Origin of the sequence: Sphingobium baderi (assembly GCF_001456115.1) — a bacterium.
GTDB classification, from domain to species: Bacteria; Pseudomonadota; Alphaproteobacteria; order Sphingomonadales; family Sphingomonadaceae; genus Sphingobium; species Sphingobium baderi_A.
In genome coordinates this window covers 4,055,905-4,074,118 of record NZ_CP013264.1, presented here as the reverse complement: position 1 = coordinate 4,074,118, position 18,214 = coordinate 4,055,905, and the positions used below count along the sequence as shown (strand labels likewise).

The window sequence follows — 18,214 nt, the reverse complement described above, 5'->3', positions numbered from 1 at the left end:
GGGAAAATGGGCGGCGGAGGCGCTATCCGCGGAATCGCGCCTCTGCCAGATCGAGTTCCTGTGTGATCTTGCGCGCTGTCTCGCTGCTGATCCGGCGCGCGCGCAGGAGCTGCGCGAGCGCCAGACGCTCCGCCTTCACACCGACCAGGCGGAACTCGCCCGCGAGACGGTCTGCAAGGCGGCTCTCGTCCGACTGACGCTCGCTCAGCCCCTCGATCCGTTCGCGATAGATGTCCATGACCTGCCCGCCGGCAGCCACGTAAAGGTCCGCCTGGCCATGATCCTCCGCGAGCGTATGCTGATGCCGTTCGATGGCTTGAATGGCGGCCTGGGCGGTCGTGATCCGGGCATTGTCCTCCTCAGCCTGCTTCGATGGTTCCGGCGGCATGGCCAGCCCTTTGAGCAGCATCGGCAAGCCTATGCTGGCAATGACGAGCGATACTATGATGACGCCCGCGGCAAGGAAGATGGCGAGATCGCGAGCCGGGAAGGGGCTGCCGTCTCCCATGGCGACGGGCAGCGTCAGGACGCCCGCCAGCGTAATCGCGCCGCGCACGCCGGCAATGGAGGTCGCGGCAATGAGGCGCCAGTCGGTGCTCTGAGAGCCGACGCCCTTGTAGGCGTTGCGAAGGATGGTGAGCCGCAGCGATGCCCAGACCCAGAGAAAGCGCAGCGTCGCCAGCCCGACGACGATCGCCATCACATAGGCCGCAAGCCACCAGAGGGAACTGTGGCCCGTCACCGCCACGGTCTGTTTCGCGCCCGCCAATATGCTGGGAAGCTGCTCTCCCAGGAGCACGAAGATGATGCCGTTCAGGGAGAACTGGATCGTGTCCCATACGGAGTTGCGCCGCATCCGCGTGACGGCCATGGCCTGCCGGGAAATTTCCGTGAAGGTCATCGTCACGCCCGCGCTCACCGCCGCCAATATGCCCGACGCGTGGAGATGCTCGGCCAGCAGATAGGCGCCGAAGGGAATGAGGAGGCTGACCAGTATCTGGGAACCGGTATCCTCGCCCCATTTTTTCGTGACCCAGGCCTTGGCGCGTGAGGCGGCGACCGTCACCGCGACGCCGACGGCCAGGCCTGCGATCGCCACCCACAGGAAGTTGAGCGCCGCTGCGCCGATGGAGAAGCTGCCGGTCAGCGCGGCGGCGACGGCAAAGCGCAGGCAGACAAGGCCGGATGCGTCATTGAGAAGGGATTCTCCCTCCAATATGTGCATCATCCGCTTCGGGATCGGGACGCGCGCGGCGATGGCGGAGACCGCGATGGGATCGGTGGGGGAAACGACGGCGGCCAGCGCGAAGGCCACCGCCAGCGGTATTGCGGGGATCATCCAGTGGATGAAGAGGCCCATGCCCACGACTGTCAGGATGACAAGGCCCAGCGCCAGTTCCACGACAGTCGGAAGATCCTTGAACAGCTCGTCCTTGGGAATGCGCCAGCCGTCCAGGAAGAGGAGCGGTGGCAGGAACAGCAGCAGGAAGAGTTCAGGATCGAGCGCCACCCGGTGCGATGTCGACAGGCCAATGACGCCGCCCAGCAGGATCTGCACCAGAGGCGTGGGAACCGGAAAGGGGAGCATTCGGGAAACCGCTCCGCTGACGACGACTGCCAGCAGGAGGAAAAGCACGATCGATACTGATTCCAAAATATGCCTCCGATTGCGCTGCCGGTAACTTAAAGGGCGCTGGGCGATGAAGGCAAGCTGGAGAAAGCGGTTTTCCGGCTTGCGAGAATGGCGGGAAATGTATGGCCCCCCGTAAAAAAGCCCGGGCAGCGGTGGGCTGCCCGGGCTGTTCAAGCCAGTCGAGGCTGGGCTTATTCGGCGCCGAAACGCATCCGCAGGGAGATGCCGTACATGCGCGGATCGTTATAAACCAGCGTCAGGATGCCCGGCGCCGCGGCAATGGTGCCGCCGGTCTGCACCCAGGTGCTGTTGAACAGGTTCCGCACGAAGGCGCTGACGTCCACGCGCGACCCGGCCACGCCGTTCCAGTCGAGGCGCAGGTTGACATTGTCATAGGCCGGGGCCTTGTAGATGCCATAGAGCACCTTCGCCGAATGATAGTAATCGGCATTGGCGACCAGCGTGCCTTCTTCGCCCAGCGGTACTTCGTAACGCACGCCCGCATTGCCGGTGAAGCTCGGCGCGAAGCGGAACGGGATCTTGGCCGGATCTTCGCCGCCCGCGACGATCGTCGGCGCCAGCGTGCCGTAGGTCGTCTTGCGCGTCTTCTGGTCGATATAGCTGCCGCCGAAGTTCAGCGTCAGGTTATGGGTCGGGATGACGGTCAGGGTGGCTTCCACGCCCTTCACGCTAATGTCGCCGGCGTTGATGGTGATCGCGCCGCTCGACGGGTCGTTGGTGATGTCGCAGTCGCCGTCGAAACCGGCGCCGACGCAGGGCTGCGCCGTGAACAGGCCGTTGACATTATACTGCACGTCGTCGCTGGCGGCATAATAGGCCGACAGGTTGAAACGGCCACGCACGTCGCCGACGTTCCAGCTGGTCTTCACGCCTGCCTCGACGTCGGTCACGATTTCCGGCGCGAACTGCTGGAACGGCGCCAGTGTCGGGCCCAGGATCGGCGCGTTCACGCCGCCCGCGCGATAACCGCGGCGTGAGGTGATATAGGCGAAGACGTCGCGGCTGGCCTGCCAGTCGAAGCCCACGGTCCAGGTCGGCTTATGGAACTTCGCGCTGATGTTGGTGGCGTTGGTCAGCGTGCCGGCCTTGCAGTCGCCCAGGCGGCCGTCATAGGGCGGGGTCGATCCGCCGGCCGCGCTGCACACCGAAATCTTGTCCCAGGTGTAGCGGAAGCCCGCGTTGAAGGTCATGCCGTTAAGCGCGTCCGACAGGTCGTAGGACGCGTTGGCGAACAGCGCCTTGCTCTCTTCGGTCACGAATGTGTAGACCGCCGAGCCGATGCCATTGAAAACGTCTGCGCGGTCCGCATTCTCGCCGTTGGGCTTGCTTTTGAGGTAGAAGCCGCCGACCAGCCATTTCAGCTTGTCGTCCAGCGCCGTGCCGTGCAGCTGCAATTCCTCGGTATATTGGTCATAGGCGTTGGAGCGGTAGGTGTTGAGCACCGGCCCGGCCACGCCCGATCCGAAGAGGTCGACCGCCGGCAGACCGTCGAAATTGGCCTGGTTCTTCCAGCGCAGCGCGCGGAATCCGAAGATGTTCGTCAGCGACATGCCGCCCAGCTCAATGTCGGTGCGGTTGGTGACGCCATAGGCCTTGGTCCGGTCGAAGCCGGGAATGTCCGCCACCGTCTTGCGCTTGCCCAGCGCCTGCTGCGCGGCGAGCAGGCTGGTGAGCGTCGGGTTGGTGAAGTCGCGGATCTGCGACAGCACGGCGCTGGGAATGCTGGGATCGTGGAAGCCCGCGAAGATCTGCGCCTGATTATTGTCGTTATTATGATAATAATCGAAGATCGTGACGTTCTTCACGCCTTCGGTCGGCTCCAGCAGCAGCGACGCACGGAAAGCGTAGCTGTTGAGATTGTTGAAATCGCCGCCGACGCCCAGATTTTCGACATAGCCGTCGCGCTTGGTGAAGCGTCCGGCCACGCGCAGCGCGACCTTGTCAGCCGCGATCGGCAGGTTCATCGCGCCTTCCAGGTTGCGCCAGTCGTAATTGCCGTAGCCCGCTTCGAGATAGCCGCCCAGATCATAAGTCGGCGCGTTGGGATAGATCAGCACCGCGCCGCCGGTGGTGTTGCGGCCGAACAACGTGCCCTGGGGGCCTTTGAGCACCTGGACGTTGCCGATGTCATATTGCGGCTGCGAGCTGGCGATGGTCGGCAGCGGCACGTCCGAGAAATAGGTGAGCGCTCCCGGCTGGCCGACGCCGATCAGGGGCTTGGCCTGGCCGCGGATCACATAGACGGTGTTGCCCGCCGATCCAGACCCGCCCAGGAACACGCCCGGCGTCAGCTGCTGCAGATCCTGCGGCGTCGCGATCGACTTTTCGCGCAGCGCTTCATTGCCGAAGGCGGCGACGGTGACGGGGACCTTCTGCGCGCTTTCATTGGTGCGGCGGGCGGTAACGACGATGTCGCCGAATTCGGTCGGCGCGGCGGCGTCTTCGGCTTGCGGCGGGGTCGTCTGCGCGTGCGCGATCCCCATGGTGAGAGCCATCAGGGCAACAGAGCAGCTGGTTGTGATTTTCATAACGGTAGGGTTCCTTTGCTGCGCTTGCTGAGCGCGGCAATCGCCCATACCGGCCCCTGTCGACGGATAGGAACCCTCGGCTTTGAGGGGGTCAATTAAGTTTTATTTTGATACTGTGGTATCAAGGCCACAGTCTGGGCAGCGGCAATCCAGTGGGCAGCCGCCGACCGCGTGCAAGGCCAAAGGAGGCCATCAGGCCGGGACCGCGCGAGCGAGTGCCGCGCGGTCCCGCCGTCGTCAGAATTCCGCCGTCATCCGCACGCCATAGGTGCGCGGGTCGCCGGGGAACATATTCTGTCCCAGGGCGCCCAGAGTGGAGCCCCAGCTGGAATATTTGGTGTTGGTGATGTTGCGGCTATAGGCCGACAGGGTCAGGCCGCTGTCCAGGCGGTAATAGATATTGGCATCCACCAGCCAATAGCCCTTTTGCGACAGCAGATTGGCTTCGTCATAATAATATTTGCTGCTGTAGGCGCCCCCGACATGGAAGCCCGCCTTGTCGCCGTTGGAGAGTGCGGTTTCATAGTCTGCCGACAGGTTGCCGGTATGTTCAGGCACCCGCACGAAGCGCCGGCTGCCCGGATCGGCCACGCCCAGGAAGCTCTTGTAGCGCGCCCGGGTATAGCCATAGGTCGCGCCCAGCGTCAGCCCGTCGAACGGAATGGCGGTCAGCTCGAACTCGGCGCCCTTGATCTCCGCATCGGCGGCATTGAACACCGACTGGATCACGCCCAGCAACGGGTCGGGCGCCAGCACGGTGCGCTGCAGGTCCTTATATTTATTGTAATAGGCCGAAACGTTGAGGCGCAGATGGCGGTCCAGCCAGTCGCTCTTGAAGCCCGCTTCATAGGCAGTCACCTTTTCCGCGTCATAAGGCGAGGCGAGCGCCGTGCCGCGCAGGGCGAAGCCGCCGCTGCGGAAACCCTTGGTCATCGACGCGAAGAAGAGCGGCCCTTGATCGACCTGATAGGAAACGCCGATCTTGGGCGAGAAATTGTCGCCCTTGTAATGCGCCGGACCGGTGAAGGTGCAGGTCGTCAGATCGAAGCTGCACGCGCCGAAGGGGGCCGAACTGGCCTTCTTCTTTTCCTCGGTATAACGGCCGCCCAGCGTGACGGTCAGGTTGGTCACAGGCTTGATGTCAACCTCGGCAAAGGCCGCGAAGCTGCTGTTGTCGAGCATTGAGCGCGTCCCCAGCAGGCTGGCATGGTTGTTCAGGTCGCGCGTTTCGCCAAAGGAGAAGCTCTGGTCGAAATAATAGCCGCCCGCCGTCATCGACAGCCAGTCGTTCAGGTCGGCGGCATAGCGCAGCTCGCTGCTCCACTGATGCTGGTCGTTCCGCACGCCCTGCAGGAAGCCGTCGCTGGGCGTTCCGTCGAAATCGGTGAGCACCCGCGCCCGGACCTTGCGGTAGCCGGTGATGGAGGTGAGCACGCCCGGCCCGATGTTGAAATTCGCCTCCAGCATGGTGAAATAGACCTTCACATTGCTGAAGCCCGCGTCGCCCGGCGACACTGTGAAATAGTCCGAAGGCGTCACATAGCCTTCCTTTTCCGGCAGGGTCAGCGGGCCGCCCGGCACGGTGTTGGGCGATATGCCGCGCACGACGACCGAATCGCCATATTGATGGTAAAATTCACCCAGCAGGGTGATGTCCGCGTCCGGCGTGGGCGTCCAACGCAGGCTGGGCCGGACCACGAAGGTGGAGGTCTTGCCATAAGAGCCGCCGGTGACATCGTTCTTGAAAAGTCCGTCATTGCGGCGGGTCAGGACGGCGACGCGCGCAGCCAGCGTGTCGGTGACGACCGGAAGGTTGGCGACCGCCGATCCTTCCAGCATCAGGCCATTGCCGGCGCCCAGCATCATCTTGGCCGATGTTTCCTGCGTGGGGCGCGCCGACCGGACGGTCACGGCGCCGCCGGTCACGTTGCGGCCGAACAATGTCCCCTGCGGACCGCGCAGGATTTCCACGCCCTCGATGTCGAACAATTCGCCCAGCGCGCCATAGTTGGAACCCCAATAGACGCCGTCCTGGAAGATGCCGACCGCCGGTTCGTCCGATGGCGTGGAACCGGACACGCCCATGCCGCGAATGGCGAAATTCTGGACGCCGCGCTGCGCGGAAGGCTGTAGCGAGGCATTGGGGGTCATGCGGCCGACATCGGTCAGATCCTTGCTGACCGCGCGTTCCAATTGCGCGGAGGACAGGGCGGTGATCGAAACGGGCGTTTCCTGCAACGCTTCGCTGCGTGCACGCTTGCGCCCGGTGACGACGATATCCTCGATGCCGGTTCCGGCCTGGGGTGCGGCAGCGGCGGCGTCAGTTTCCTGACCGGCGGCATCCGCCGCGATCGCTGGCATCGCTGCCGTCATGGCCGAGCAGGCGACGCCCGCGCTCAGCAGCTTGATGAATGTCTTCACGGCCTATCCTCCCTTTATATGTACACGCTTTTTTGCGTGCATGCTTGGCTCAAACTTAGTGTGGACGACGCAGGCGCCGTTCCCCCAATCCCTTTTGCACAATCAACCATTTGTTTGATAGCGCGATTATTGCCTAGAAGCGCAAGCGAGTCTGCACTCCTATCGTTCGATAGGGTCCGTGTCTGCCAGACTCTTCAGCCCCTGTGGGCTGGCGATGCCGCGCAGCGTCACGTCCACCATATGGTCGATCAGGACTTCCTTGGGCCGGTCCTTTTCCGGCCGATACCATTGATAAATGGAGTTCAGTCCGCTCAACAATATTTGCGTCGTCAATCGCGGATCGATCGTCCTGCGGATCAGCCCCTCTTCCTGCCCGCGCTCGACCAGGGCCTGCACCGCCGTGCGGAGCTGGTGGTCGCGCAATATCCTGTTTCTGTGCGCGGGCGGCAGGCGCTGGACCTCATGGATATAGACGGCGCTCTTGACCCGATTGTTGACGATATAGGTGACATAGGCGCGAATAACCGACGCCAGCCGGTCGAGCGCATGGCCTGGCACGGCGGCCGATTCCAGGACCATGGTCAATCCTTCTTCATGCACCTGCACCAGCAGGCTCTCCAGAAGATCGGGCTTGGTCTTGATATAATAATAGATGCTGCCTTTCAGGATGCCGACCCGGTCGGCAATGTCCTGCAAGGTCGTGGCGCTGTAGCCCTTCTCGTGAAAGATCGCGGCGGCGGCGTCCAATATCTGCTTCCAGCGCGCATCGCGCGGCTTGCGCTGCTTTGGCCTTTCCGCATCTTTCGTCGGTTCGGCCTGCATTTTCTGGCGCTTGTCCTGCACCATGTTCATCCCTCATTGCGGTTCATTGCCCGTCATCCTCGCCGGGTCATTAGCGGCATGTGCGGACCCAGGGCAATTGGGCCGCGCCATTTGGTCCGTGGGCCTTTCAACCGAGCCGGACATGCAGCGGCGCCATCGACCGCATATAAAGCGCATGGAAGCGGGGCGGCGGCGCATCGCGATCCAGGGCCAGCGCGTCGAATCGATCGAGCAGGGCCTCGATCGCCACGCGCATTTCGACCCGCGCCAGTTGCGACCCGACGCAGGATCGCGAGCCCTTGCCGAAGGCCAGATGATCGGTCGGCGTGCGCCGGTGCAGGTCGACATCGGCCGGGCCGTCATATTTGGCCGGGTCGCGATTGGCGGCCGCGTGGACCAGTATGACCACCTCTCCCTTGGCGATGGGGGTGTCGCCGATCCGGGTATCGGCCATGCAGATGCGATGGCGATATTGCACGACATTGAAAAGGCGCAGCGATTCCTCGATCAGCGCGGCCAGCGGCTTGTCCCGGTCGGACCGGATCTGCGCCATCAACGCCGGATCGGCCAGCAGGAGGTACAGCGCGTTGGCGATGCCATGCACCGTGGTGTCGGACCCGGCGAAATAGAGTTCGCGGCACAGGCCCAGCGCGGCATCCTCATCCATTGCTATGCCTGCCGCCGGGGCTTCCTGCCACACGCGGCTGATGAAATCGTCGCTCGGATTGTCCCTGCGCGCGCGCACATAGGGGAGCAGCATGGCGTTGAGTTCCGCCGACGCCGCCAGCGCGCGATCCCGTCGCTCTTCGTCGCGATAGCCCGACGCAATGAACTGGACGATCTCCTCGTTCAGCACCAGGATGCGCGCCATCATCGCGTCATCGTCGAACGGCATGCCCAGCAGGGAGCAAATGACGCGCGGCGGAATTTGCGCGGCATAGTCGGCGAACAGTTCGGCTCTGCCGCCTTGTCCTATCCGATCCGCGACGAAATCGACGATCGGGCCGATATGGGCGATGCGGAACCGGGCGACGCTGGCGGGGGAAAGCAGCTTCAGGTGGAACCGGCGCAGCCGGTCATGCTCCGCGTCCCGGCTGAGCGTGATATTCGCGCCCCCACCCTTGATCTGCCGGACCACCTCGTCCGCCATGATATAGGCATTGGCGAAAATGCGCTCATCTCTCTGGACCGCGGCGCACTGGTCGAAATCGAGCACCAGCCACGCCTTGGCGCGCGCATCCCACAGCGGTGAGCCGACCGCCCTGATCTGCTCGTAGAAGGGAAAGGGATCGCGATCATCGAACCCGTCGATGGTCTCGTCCGCCGGGCATATCCGCAGCCGTGCGGTATCGGGGGATGCGGTCATGGCTTCATCTTCTCCGTCATCGCCGGTTGCCTGGGATTGCCCGCAAGCCGGTCCTCCTTATGGCGCCAGCATAGGGCCGGACCCGGATATTAATCAACCATTTGTTTGATTATATATTGCCCCCCGGCACCTGCCCGCAGCCATTCGGGCACGGGGTTCGATGAAACGCCTGTCTCGCATCGCCACAGCGAAGCTTGGCTATGCCGATGTTCGGGTTTATGCCTGTCTCGACAGGAAAACGCCCATGAACGCACGCTCGCCCCGATATTCCCGGTCCATGCCGGACACCATCCTATGAGGTTGCGGTCCTTGCTGTTCGTGCCCGCCGACCGGCCCGAACGGTTCGACAAGGCCGCCGCAAGCGGGGCCGACGCCGTCATATTGGACCTAGAGGATTCGCTCGTGCCGGATCGCAAGGCGTTCGGCCGTGACGCCGCCCGCGAATGGCTCGGCGGCTCGCGCTCCTGCGCCGCCTTCGTCCGGGTCAACCCGCTCGACAGCGGCCTCACGCGCGCCGATCTGCGCGCGGTGCTGGCCGCCGCGCCTGACGGCCTGCTGCTCCCCAAGGCGGAAGGCGCCGCGAGTATCGAGGCGCTGCGGGCCATGGCGGCGGATGCGCCCGTTCCGCCGATCCTTCCCATCGCCACCGAAACGCCGGCGGCCATCTTCGAACTGGGGAGCTACCGGGCGGTCGGCGGCCATATCTGCGGCGTGACCTGGGGGGCGGAGGATTTGCCCGCCGCCATCGGCGCATCCAGCGCGCGGGAGGAGGATGGCCGCTATACGCCGCCCTTCGAAATGGTGCGGAGCCTCACGCTTTTCGCTGCCCATGCCGCCGGCGTCCCTGCGATCGAGACGGTCTTTCCCCGGATCGACGACGCCGAAGGCCTGGCCGCCTATATCGCGCGGGCCCGGCGTGATGGTTTTACCGGCATGATGGCGATCCATCCCGCGCAGGTCGCCGCGATCAATGCCGGTTTCGCGCCCACCGAAGTGGAACTGCGCCACGCGCGCGCGGTGGTGGAGGCCTTTGCCGCTCATCCGGGCGCGGGCGCGCTGAAACTGGACGGCAAGATGATCGACCGTCCCCACCTCCTGCTGGCCCGGCGGGTTCTCGATCAGGCCGGCTGAAGAGGCGCTGCGTGGCGATGGCCGAACATTGGCGGATGGACAAGCGCGTCGGGGAGGGGTTTAAGGGCAATCGATGAAGACGATCGTCGACGCCACCAATGTCCTGAACCAGGGACTTGCCGCCATAAGGACCGAATTTCAGGTCGACGCGTCCTTCCCGCCCGAAGTGCTGGCCGCCGCGCAGCAAGCCGCCGCTCGCGTGCCGAGCGCCCATGCCGACCGCACCGCATCGCCCTTCGTGACGCTCGATCCGGCGACCTCCACCGATCTGGATCAGGCCTTCTGCATCGAACCGTCGGGTCATGATCTGCTGCTCCACTATGCCATTGCCGATGTCGGCTGGTTCGTCGACGATGGCGGACTGATCGATGTGGAAGCATGGCGCCGGGGCGAAACGCTCTATCTGCCCGATGGCAAGGCGAACCTTTATCCCCCGGTGCTCAGCGAGCGGGCGGCGAGCCTGCTTCCCGATGGGCCGCGCCCCGCCATCGTCCTGACGGTGCGCGTCGATCCGGGCGGGGCGGGCCGTCTGGACGGGGTCGAACGCGCGATCATCCGCAGCCGCGCGAAGCTCGCTTATGACACTGTTCGGCCCTCCGACTTGCCTGCGTCCTTCGCGGAACTGGCCCGGCGCGTTCAGGCCGCCGAAGCGCAAAGAGGGGCCGCGCGCGTCGATCCGCCCGAGCAGGAAGTTACGGCCCGCCCCGATGGCCGGTTCGAACTCGCCTTCCGGCCCCGCCTGTCATCCGAAGCCGATAATGCGGCCTTGTCACTGGTCGCCAATCTGGCGGTTGCCGACATGCTTCAGGCGCATGGCACCGGCCTTTTCCGCGTGATGGCGGAACCGGAGGAAAAAGCGGTTCAGCGCCTGCGGATCAGCGCGAAGGGGTTGGGCGTGGCATGGCCCGACGCCATGTCGCTGGAGGATTTCGAGCGCGCTCTGGTGCCGGACGATCCCCGGCAGGCCGCCTTGATGCTGGCGATCCGGCGGGCGGGACCGGGCGCGTCCTATGCGCCCTGGCGCGCGGGCGCGAAGCCCTGGCACGCGGCGATGGCTGCGACCTATGCCCATGCGACAGCGCCGCTGCGCCGCCTTGCGGACCGCTATGTCCTGCGCGCCGTGCTGGAAATCGCGAATGGCCGTCCCGTGCCCGCCGTCGCCGCGCAGGCGTTCGAAGCATTGCCCGCCGTGATGGACCGCGCCGACTCCATCGCCGGCCGGATCGAGCGCGCCGTGATCGACCTGGCCGAAGCCGTGCTGCTCAGCGGCAAGGAAGGCAGCCTGTTCCGCGCCGTCGTGACCGAAGCCGACGAGCGGGGCGGCAAGGTCCAGCTTTGCGACTATCCCGTGGTGGCGCGCCTGTCGGCCAAGGGCCTGACGCCCGGCGCCGTCATCGACATGCGCCTCGCGGCGGTCGACCAGCTACGCCGCACGCTCACCTTCGAGCGGGCCGAAGCGGCGGCTGCGTGAATTGGCGGCCTGATTGGGGCAGGGCGATGATATTCGCGGACGCTCCGGCTTGATGGCCGATTTGGGTGGGAGGTGGACTGTCTGCTATTCCCATCTCCGTTCGCCCTGAGCGAAGTCGAAGGGCAAGGCCGACCGTAAGGGAGGCCACTTCGCTTTGCTCAGTGGAAGGCCCTGCGACGCCGCCTGCGGCGTCGCTCAGGACAGGCTTCGACTTCGCTCAGCCCGAACGGAGGTGGAGTGGCGACTATTGGCCGAAACCCGCCATCGGCGAAGGTCTTTTACAAACGCCGCAATCCTCTGAAACAGTATAAAGCTGCATCCCGAAGACTCTAAACCCGCCGGAACGGAAAGGGGCTCACCGTCCGCTCATAGCCATGCAGGTCGAGCGCCCGCGTCACCGGCGGCAGCGCGCGGTCCGGGCAGCCGCGCCGCTCGCACAGGGGACAGGCCGGGCCGGTTTCGGTCGCCGCGTCCTTCTCCACGTCGATGCCGTCCGCATGGACCAGCCTGCCCGCATGTTTGACCTCGCATCCCAGCGCGATGACGGGCCGTCCACGCGCATCGGGCGCGCTCTCGACCGTCAATGTCTGGAAAAAGGTGATGAAGCGCCGTCCATCCAGCGTCTCGATCATCTGCCGCCCCACCTGATCGGACGGCGCCGCGCCATGCGCGTCCCATCGCGGGCAGGTGCCGCCCAGCCGCGCAAAGGGCCATGCCTCCCCATCGAAGCGTTTGGAGATGATCCCCGCCCGGTTGAGCTTCGCCATGAAGAAGGGCACGCCCCGCGCGCCCGTCCGGTTGAGGCTGGTCAGCCGGTGCGCCAGTTGCTCGCCCGACACGCCGAAGCGCGCCCGCAGCAGCGGCAGGTCGTAACGGCTCTGCTCGGCCGCCTGCCGGAAGCGGTCATAGGGCATGATGAGCGCGGCGGCGGCATAGTTGGTAAGCGCGATGGTGGCGATGCGGCGGCTGTCCTCGTCCGGCGGCGCGGCGTGTTTCACCTGCGCGGCGATGGCCTCCGCCATCTCCTGCGAACAGAGATGATAGGCAAGCGCGAACAGTCGCCCCGACGCGGGTAGCCGTTCATGGAGCAGCAGGCGGCGGCGGTGCATGTCATAATGGCGCAGCGTGCCTGCCAGCACGTCGGCGCGTACGGTCTGCACGCTCATATTGTGCAGCGTTTTGAGCCGTGCGCGCAGGTCCGCCTGCATCACCGCGGGATCGTCGCTCATTGCGGCGGACAGCGTTTCGGCGGCGGCATCGATTTCCGCGAAATGATGGCCCGCCCGCGCGATCGTCTCGCGCAGCCAGTCGATCGGGGCGAGCAGCGGGGCAGGGGAGCCGCCGCCAGCCTCCATCTGATCGGGCAGGCGGCGCAGGTCGGACAGGGCGCGATGGAAGCGGGCGATGGCTTCGCTGACGCCGGGATAATTTTCCGCGACTTCCAGCACCTCGTCTTTGGCGATGCCGATGTCGCGGACCAGCGCGTCGGACAATATTTCGTTCAGCGCGTTCGCCGTGCCTTCCTGCGTGCTGGCGACGAAATCGCGGATGTCGATATCATAGGTGTCGGCCAGTCGCAGCAGCATCTGCGCGGTCAAAGGACGCTGGTTGCGCTCCAGATGGTTCAGGTAACTGGGCGAAACCCCCAGCTCCTCCGCCATCCGCGTCTGATTCAGTCCCAACTCCCGCCGCAGCACGCGCAGCTTGGGGCCAAGGTAGAGCTTGCGATCCGATACATTCACCATATCGTCATAATGTCAAACAATGACAGTATGAACAAGTCATCTGATGACCCCGCGTCCATAATCGCCCTTCCTTCGCCACCTCCCTCATGGTTTTGAAGGCTCATCATCTCCACATGAAAGGAAAGACCATGACCGACACGACGACAGCGCCCCAACCCGCCCGCTCGCGCGCGGTCTTCTCGCAGGAGGATTTCAGCCTGATCCGCACCGCCATCGCCCATTATCTGCGCGAGGCTCAGGACCGGCCGGAATCGGTCAAATACGCTAATCTCTATCACCGCCTCGGTCGCGTCGCCTGACGGTTCCGTTTGGGAGAGGGAAGGGCGCGGCGGGCAACCGACCGCGCCCTCATGCCTATCAGAACAGCCGGGTCAGCTCGTAGAACGCCCCGCCGATCAGTGCGGAGGCAGGTAAGGTGATGACCCAAGCCACGACGATGCTCGACGCCACATTCCACCTGACCGCCGACAAGCGCCGCGAAGCGCCCACGCCCACGATCGCGCCCGTGATCGTATGGGTCGTCGATACCGGCACGCCCAGATGGGTCGCCATGAACAGCGTGATAGCCCCGCCCGTCTCCGCGCAGAAGCCCTGCGCCGGGGTCAGCCGGGTGATCTTCGATCCCATGGTGTGCACGATCTTCCACCCGCCCAGCAGCGTGCCGATGCCCATCGCCGCCTGACAGGAGATCACCACCCAGAAGGGCACATGGAAGCCCCCCTCCAGCATCCCCTGCGAATAGAGCAGCACGGCGATGATTCCCATGGTCTTCTGCGCGTCGTTCCCGCCATGCCCCAGCGAATAGAGCGAGGCGGAAACAAGCTGCAGCTTGCGGAACACCCTGTCCGCCCCTTGCGGTGTGAACCGCCGGAACACCCAACTGATGATGAGCACCAGGAACAGCGCCAGCACCAATCCGATGGCGGGCGACATGACGATGGCGGCGCTGGTCTTGAACACGCCGCTCCACACCACGGCGGAAAGGCCCGCCTTGGCCGTCCCCGCGCCCAACAGCCCGCCGATCAGCGCATGGCTGGAGGAGGATGGGATGCCCAGCGCCCAGGTGATGAGGTTCCATGAAATCGCCCCCATCAGCGCCCCGAAGATCACCTGCGGGTCGATGATGCTCGCCTGGACGATACCCTTGCCGACCGTCTCGGCCACATGCAGACCAAAGAAGAGGAAGGCGATGAAGTTGAAGAAGGCCGCCCAGGCGACCGCATATTGCGGCTTCAAGACCCGCGTCGACACGATGGTCGCGATGGAGTTGGCGGCATCGTGCAGGCCATTCAGAAAATCGAAGGCCAGCGCGATGCCGATCAGCGCGATCAGCAGCGGAAAGGCGATATGCGCTTCCATGATAGGGGGCTTTCGTGCGGTTCCGGATCAGGCGTGGTCGATGACCAGGCCGGAAATCTCATTGGCGACGTCTTCGAAGCGGTCCGTCACCTTTTCCAGATGGGCGTAGATATCGTTGCCCACGATGAAGTCCATGGGGTTGCCCTGCCGCGCCTGGTTGTAAAGCGCCTTGAGACCCGCTTCATGCAGCGTGTCGGCATGGCCTTCCAGCTTGACGAGCCGTTCGGTCAGTTCGTGAAGGCGCGCCGAATTGAGGTTGAGCGACCGCAGCAGCGGCATCGCCTCCGCCGTGATGCGCGCACATTCGACGATCAGGGCGCTCATGTCCTGCATTTGGGACGTGAATTCCTTTGCCTCGAACAGCGCGACGGCCTTTGCCGTCTGGTTCATCTGGTCGATCGCGTCGTCCATCACGCCGATCAGGCCAGTGATGGCGCTACGGTCGAAGGGAGTTACAAAAATGCGCCGAACATCCTGCAACACATCGCGGATGATGTCGTCCGCTTCATGCTCGCGCTCGGCGATCTCCTTGATATGGGCGTCCATGTCCGGTCCGCCCTTCATCAGCTTGGCGAGCGCATCCGCCCCGGCGACGAGTGTGGCGGCGTGGTCTTCGAATTGTTCGAAGAATCGTCCCTGCTTGGGCATGAGCGCGTGAAACCAGCGCAGCATCGCTATCCTTTCGGTTCGCTTTTCCTGGAGCCATAGCAATATTCGGGAAAACCAGCCCGGATTCTTGGGCGGTTCGCGGAAGGCGGCTATGATTGATTGAAGGTCGGGTTCGTCAACGGCCTGTGCCGCTTCCGCCACGGGGAACCAGCGTAATTCGCGCTGGCCCTTTTCCGGCCATTGGTTCAGATGATCGGTGACGGCCAGCGGAAAGACTTCGACCACAGCTTCCCGCGCGCCGCCCTTCCGCCGCCGCTTGTCATAGCGATAGCGGCCCAGCGGCGCGGGGCAGGCGATGCCGTGGATGCCCGCTTCCTCATAGGCTTCGACCTCGGCGGCGCGATGGCCGGCCATACCCTTGATTCGGTTGCCCTTGGGGATCACCCATCGGCGCGTATCGCGGGACGTAATGAGCAGTATCCGCATCGATCCGTCGGGATCGGTGGCATAGGGGAGCGCAGCGATCTGGCGCATTACCAGATACGTCCTTTGTCAGCTCTTGTGCTGGTGCTCGCCATGGGGCGCCTTGTAACGAAATCGTCACATAGCGCAATCGGCCCCTTCGCATCGGGCGAAGGGGCCGTGCAGAATCAAAGTGACAGGCGCGCCGTCAGGCGGATGTCGCGCCCGGCAAGTGGGGCGTAATCCTTGAGGAAGCTAGCGTGACGCCGCGCCTCCACATCGAAGATATTGTTCGCCGACAGGGTGAGTGTCGTGCGGTCATTGTCCTTGAGCGGTTTCCATGACAGCGAGGCGTTGACCAGCGTGAACCCCCCGGTCGGCGTTTCGGTTTCGGCGATGCGGTCCTGTTTGAAGCTATGCTCCACCTCGCCGCGCAGGTTCAGCCGGTCGCCCTGCAACTCCAGCCCGCCCAGCAGGCGTAACGGAGGAATGCGTGGCGCAGGCCCCATCCCTTTGATGGTCGCGCGGACATAATCGGCGACGCCATCCAGATTGACGGCATAACCACCGATCTCGCCCAGCTTGACCGATCCTTCCGCTTCGAAACCCAGATAGTGGGCGTCCGCCTGAAAATATTGGTAGCAGGGAAATTCCAGTTCCCCACCCCTGCTGACGGCCATGCACGGCGCGTCGTCGACCAGCGCGTCATAAATATAGCCTTTGAACCAGTTGTGATAGGCCGACAGCGACAGCGTGTAGCCCGGTCCCTGACGGCGCAGCGTGCCTTCGATGCCCCAGCTTTTTTCCTTGCCGAAATCGGGGTTGCCCAGTTCGAAAGCCTGCGTCCCGGCATGATTGCCGCGGGCGAACAATTCCTCCGCGGAAGGCGCGCGCTCGGTGCGGGACAGGTTCAGGCCCACGCGCCATCCGGCGGCGATTTCCTGACTGATGCCGGCCGAACCGGACAGGGCATCGAAGCTGCGTTTATGAGCGGGATTGAGCAGCGTCTCATCGGCGACGGCGCTGACGCCCGTATGTTCATAGCGACTGCCCAGTTCGATGCGGGTGGAACCGAAATCCAGCGATTGCAAGGTGAACAGGCCGAACTGCTCGGTCCTGTTCTTAGGCAGGAATTTTTCCTCGCCCACGATATGGAAGTCGCGGGCAAAAAATTGCGCGCCAACCGCGCCTTCCCATCCTCCCCGCTTGGCTTGCACCAGTTCCAGCCGGGATTCTATTGACTGATTATAGAAGGTCGTGCCGACTTCGCCGGATTCCTCTATTTCCTGATGCTGATAGTCGGCAAAGCCTGCGCGCAAGCGGATGGTTTCAAGGAAACCGCCATTTACCGGGACTTCGGCGCGCAGATCGGCGCGGTCCTGCTTCATGTGCAGGCGCACCTGTTCGGCCTCTTCGCCCGGCTCCAGGGCATAGCGCACGGGCACGCCATAGAAATTATCCGTATGCGTGACCGAAAAGCCCAGATTGCCGCCGTCGGTGATGATCGCCGCGCCGCCCGACACTTCCCATGTCTTTGCTGCGCTGTTGGGCAATTTCCCGCGCAGGCCAGCCAGTTCCTCGATTGCCGGGTCGCCGCTGGCGGCCGCCTGCGCGCGCAGGGCGGGTGTCAGGATATAGCTGCCGGTGTCGAGATTGCCAGACCTGGAATAACTGCCGTCGAAATGGACGACCAGTTTGTCGCCGATGGGCGCTTCAATCTCGCCCGATGCGGTGCGTTCATTCGCGGCGCTGCCATAAGTGGCGATTCCGTCGATGTGGATGGGTTCATCCGGCACGCGCCGGGGGATACGACTGTCGACGACGTTGACCACGCCGCCAATGGCCGAGGAACCATATGGCAGAGCGGCGGGGCCGCGAAGCACCTCGATCCGGTCGGCGGTCAGCGGATTGATGGCGACGGCATGATCGACCGAAGTGTTGGACACATCGAAACTGCCGATGCCGTCTGTCAGGATGCGGACCCGCTCCCCCTGCATCCCGCGCAGGATCGGGCGCGACGCATTGGGGCCGAAAGATGTGGCCGAAACACCGGGCTGATGCGCCAGCGTGTCGCCGATGGTCGGCCGCAGGGCCCGCGTCAACGCCTGCCCCGTCACGACTGACGTGCCTGACAATATATCACCCTGCCGTCGGGGGATAAGAGCGGTCACGACAATATCGGCGCGCGGATCATGATAGCCCCGCCCACCGTCATTGGGATCGGGTGCGGACTGCGCGATGGCGGGGAGGGCGAAGCAGATCGCGGACAACGCGCAACCAGCGCGCAGCGGCGTGAAAGGAAACATGCGTCTTATCGTCCTTGAAAGGGAAGGATGAGTGGCCTTGTAACGCAATGTTACAACATATCAATGTATGGATTCATGTTTTGAGATGAACCGTTGATTCATGCCGATTGCTTCCGGGGCTCTTCTATGCGCGCATAGAAAAGCCCCGGAAACCACTTGGATTTCCGAGGCTTGTCATGGTGGGCGTGGCAAGGATTGAACTTGCGACCCCTGCGATGTCAACACAGTGCTCTACCACTGAGCTACACGCCCACGGGAGTTGCGCCAATAGCGGCGGCTGGCGAGCGGCGCAAGCGGGAATTTGCGTCCTGGGCATCAAACATCTGGACAGCGCGAGCGC

Annotated in this window: 12 protein-coding genes and 1 tRNA gene; 3 read left to right on the top strand and 10 right to left on the bottom strand. The window is 64.0% G+C overall.

Going from position 1 to position 18,214, the window contains the following annotated elements:
• Positions 1 to 22: 22 nt before the first annotated feature.
• The 5 genes from ATN00_RS19910 to ATN00_RS19890 all read right to left on the bottom strand — a co-directional run bounded on the left by ATN00_RS19910 (position 23) and on the right by ATN00_RS19890 (position 8,791).
• Positions 23 to 1,654 carry a Na+/H+ antiporter gene (locus ATN00_RS19910; protein ID WP_082635271.1) on the bottom strand — a complete coding sequence of 544 codons (1,632 nt, stop codon included), beginning with the start codon at positions 1,652 to 1,654 and terminating at the stop codon, positions 23 to 25.
• Positions 1,655 to 1,824: 170 nt separating this feature from the next.
• The gene (locus tag ATN00_RS19905) at positions 1,825 to 4,182 is read right to left on the bottom strand and encodes a TonB-dependent receptor (RefSeq protein ID WP_062068142.1); all 2,358 of its coding nucleotides are present in this window, start codon (positions 4,180 to 4,182) and stop codon (positions 1,825 to 1,827) included.
• A 237-nt stretch (positions 4,183 to 4,419) separates the two neighbouring features.
• The gene (locus ATN00_RS19900; protein ID WP_062068140.1) at positions 4,420 to 6,603 is read right to left on the bottom strand and encodes a TonB-dependent receptor; all 2,184 of its coding nucleotides are present in this window, start codon (positions 6,601 to 6,603) and stop codon (positions 4,420 to 4,422) included.
• A gap of 159 nt (positions 6,604 to 6,762) precedes the next feature.
• Positions 6,763 to 7,449, bottom strand: a complete 687-nt coding sequence (locus tag ATN00_RS19895) for a TetR/AcrR family transcriptional regulator (protein ID WP_197413632.1) — start codon at positions 7,447 to 7,449, stop codon at positions 6,763 to 6,765.
• A gap of 103 nt (positions 7,450 to 7,552) precedes the next feature.
• Positions 7,553 to 8,791: a cytochrome P450 gene (locus ATN00_RS19890; RefSeq protein WP_062068136.1), complete on the bottom strand. Its 1,239-nt coding sequence runs from the start codon at positions 8,789 to 8,791 to the stop codon at positions 7,553 to 7,555.
• A 294-nt stretch (positions 8,792 to 9,085) separates the two neighbouring features.
• On the opposite strand from ATN00_RS19890, the gene ATN00_RS19885 reads away from it, so the two are divergent.
• Positions 9,086 to 9,922: an HpcH/HpaI aldolase/citrate lyase family protein gene (locus ATN00_RS19885; protein WP_062068134.1), complete on the top strand. Its 837-nt coding sequence runs from the start codon at positions 9,086 to 9,088 to the stop codon at positions 9,920 to 9,922.
• A gap of 73 nt (positions 9,923 to 9,995) precedes the next feature.
• The gene (locus tag ATN00_RS19880) at positions 9,996 to 11,393 is read left to right on the top strand and encodes an RNB domain-containing ribonuclease (RefSeq protein ID WP_062068129.1); all 1,398 of its coding nucleotides are present in this window, start codon (positions 9,996 to 9,998) and stop codon (positions 11,391 to 11,393) included.
• A gap of 329 nt (positions 11,394 to 11,722) precedes the next feature.
• Here ATN00_RS19880 and ATN00_RS19875 read toward each other — a convergent pair whose 3' ends face one another.
• On the bottom strand, positions 11,723 to 13,138 hold the full coding sequence (locus tag ATN00_RS19875) for a helix-turn-helix domain-containing protein (RefSeq protein ID WP_062068126.1): 1,416 nt from the start codon (positions 13,136 to 13,138) through the stop codon (positions 11,723 to 11,725).
• A 128-nt stretch (positions 13,139 to 13,266) separates the two neighbouring features.
• Here ATN00_RS19875 and ATN00_RS23770 point away from each other — a divergent pair, with 128 nt between their 5' ends.
• On the top strand, positions 13,267 to 13,437 hold the full coding sequence (locus tag ATN00_RS23770; RefSeq protein ID WP_231746336.1) for a hypothetical protein: 171 nt from the start codon (positions 13,267 to 13,269) through the stop codon (positions 13,435 to 13,437).
• 58 nt (positions 13,438 to 13,495) lie between these two features.
• Here ATN00_RS23770 and ATN00_RS19865 read toward each other — a convergent pair whose 3' ends face one another.
• The 4 genes from ATN00_RS19865 to ATN00_RS19850 form a co-directional block, all read right to left on the bottom strand.
• Entirely contained in the window at positions 13,496 to 14,497 is a 1,002-nt protein-coding gene (locus ATN00_RS19865; protein ID WP_062068122.1) for an inorganic phosphate transporter, read from the bottom strand.
• 27 nt (positions 14,498 to 14,524) lie between these two features.
• Complete coding sequence (locus ATN00_RS19860) at positions 14,525 to 15,640, bottom strand: DUF47 family protein (protein ID WP_062068120.1); 1,116 nt, start codon at positions 15,638 to 15,640, stop codon at positions 14,525 to 14,527.
• Between the two features lie 116 nt (positions 15,641 to 15,756).
• Entirely contained in the window at positions 15,757 to 17,874 is a 2,118-nt protein-coding gene (locus tag ATN00_RS19855; protein WP_062068118.1) for a TonB-dependent receptor, read from the bottom strand.
• Positions 17,875 to 18,051: 177 nt separating this feature from the next.
• Positions 18,052 to 18,126: transfer RNA gene (locus ATN00_RS19850), tRNA-Val, on the bottom strand.
• Positions 18,127 to 18,214: the final 88 nt, after the last annotated feature.

Coding starts and splice junctions, on each gene's coding strand:
- ATN00_RS19905 (WP_062068142.1), bottom strand. CDS start 4,182: ATGAAAATCACAACCAGCTGCTCTGTTGCCCTGATGGCTCTCACCATG.
- ATN00_RS19895 (WP_197413632.1), bottom strand. CDS start 7,449: ATGGTGCAGGACAAGCGCCAGAAAATGCAGGCCGAACCGACGAAAGAT.
- ATN00_RS19890 (WP_062068136.1), bottom strand. CDS start 8,791: ATGACCGCATCCCCCGATACCGCACGGCTGCGGATATGCCCGGCGGAC.
- ATN00_RS19885 (WP_062068134.1), top strand. CDS start 9,086: ATGAGGTTGCGGTCCTTGCTGTTCGTGCCCGCCGACCGGCCCGAACGG.
- ATN00_RS19880 (WP_062068129.1), top strand. CDS start 9,996: ATGAAGACGATCGTCGACGCCACCAATGTCCTGAACCAGGGACTTGCC.
- ATN00_RS19875 (WP_062068126.1), bottom strand. CDS start 13,138: ATGGTGAATGTATCGGATCGCAAGCTCTACCTTGGCCCCAAGCTGCGC.
- ATN00_RS23770 (WP_231746336.1), top strand. CDS start 13,267: ATGACCGACACGACGACAGCGCCCCAACCCGCCCGCTCGCGCGCGGTC.
- ATN00_RS19865 (WP_062068122.1), bottom strand. CDS start 14,497: ATGGAAGCGCATATCGCCTTTCCGCTGCTGATCGCGCTGATCGGCATC.
- ATN00_RS19860 (WP_062068120.1), bottom strand. CDS start 15,640: ATGCGCCAGATCGCTGCGCTCCCCTATGCCACCGATCCCGACGGATCG.
- ATN00_RS19855 (WP_062068118.1), bottom strand. CDS start 17,874: ATGTTTCCTTTCACGCCGCTGCGCGCTGGTTGCGCGTTGTCCGCGATC.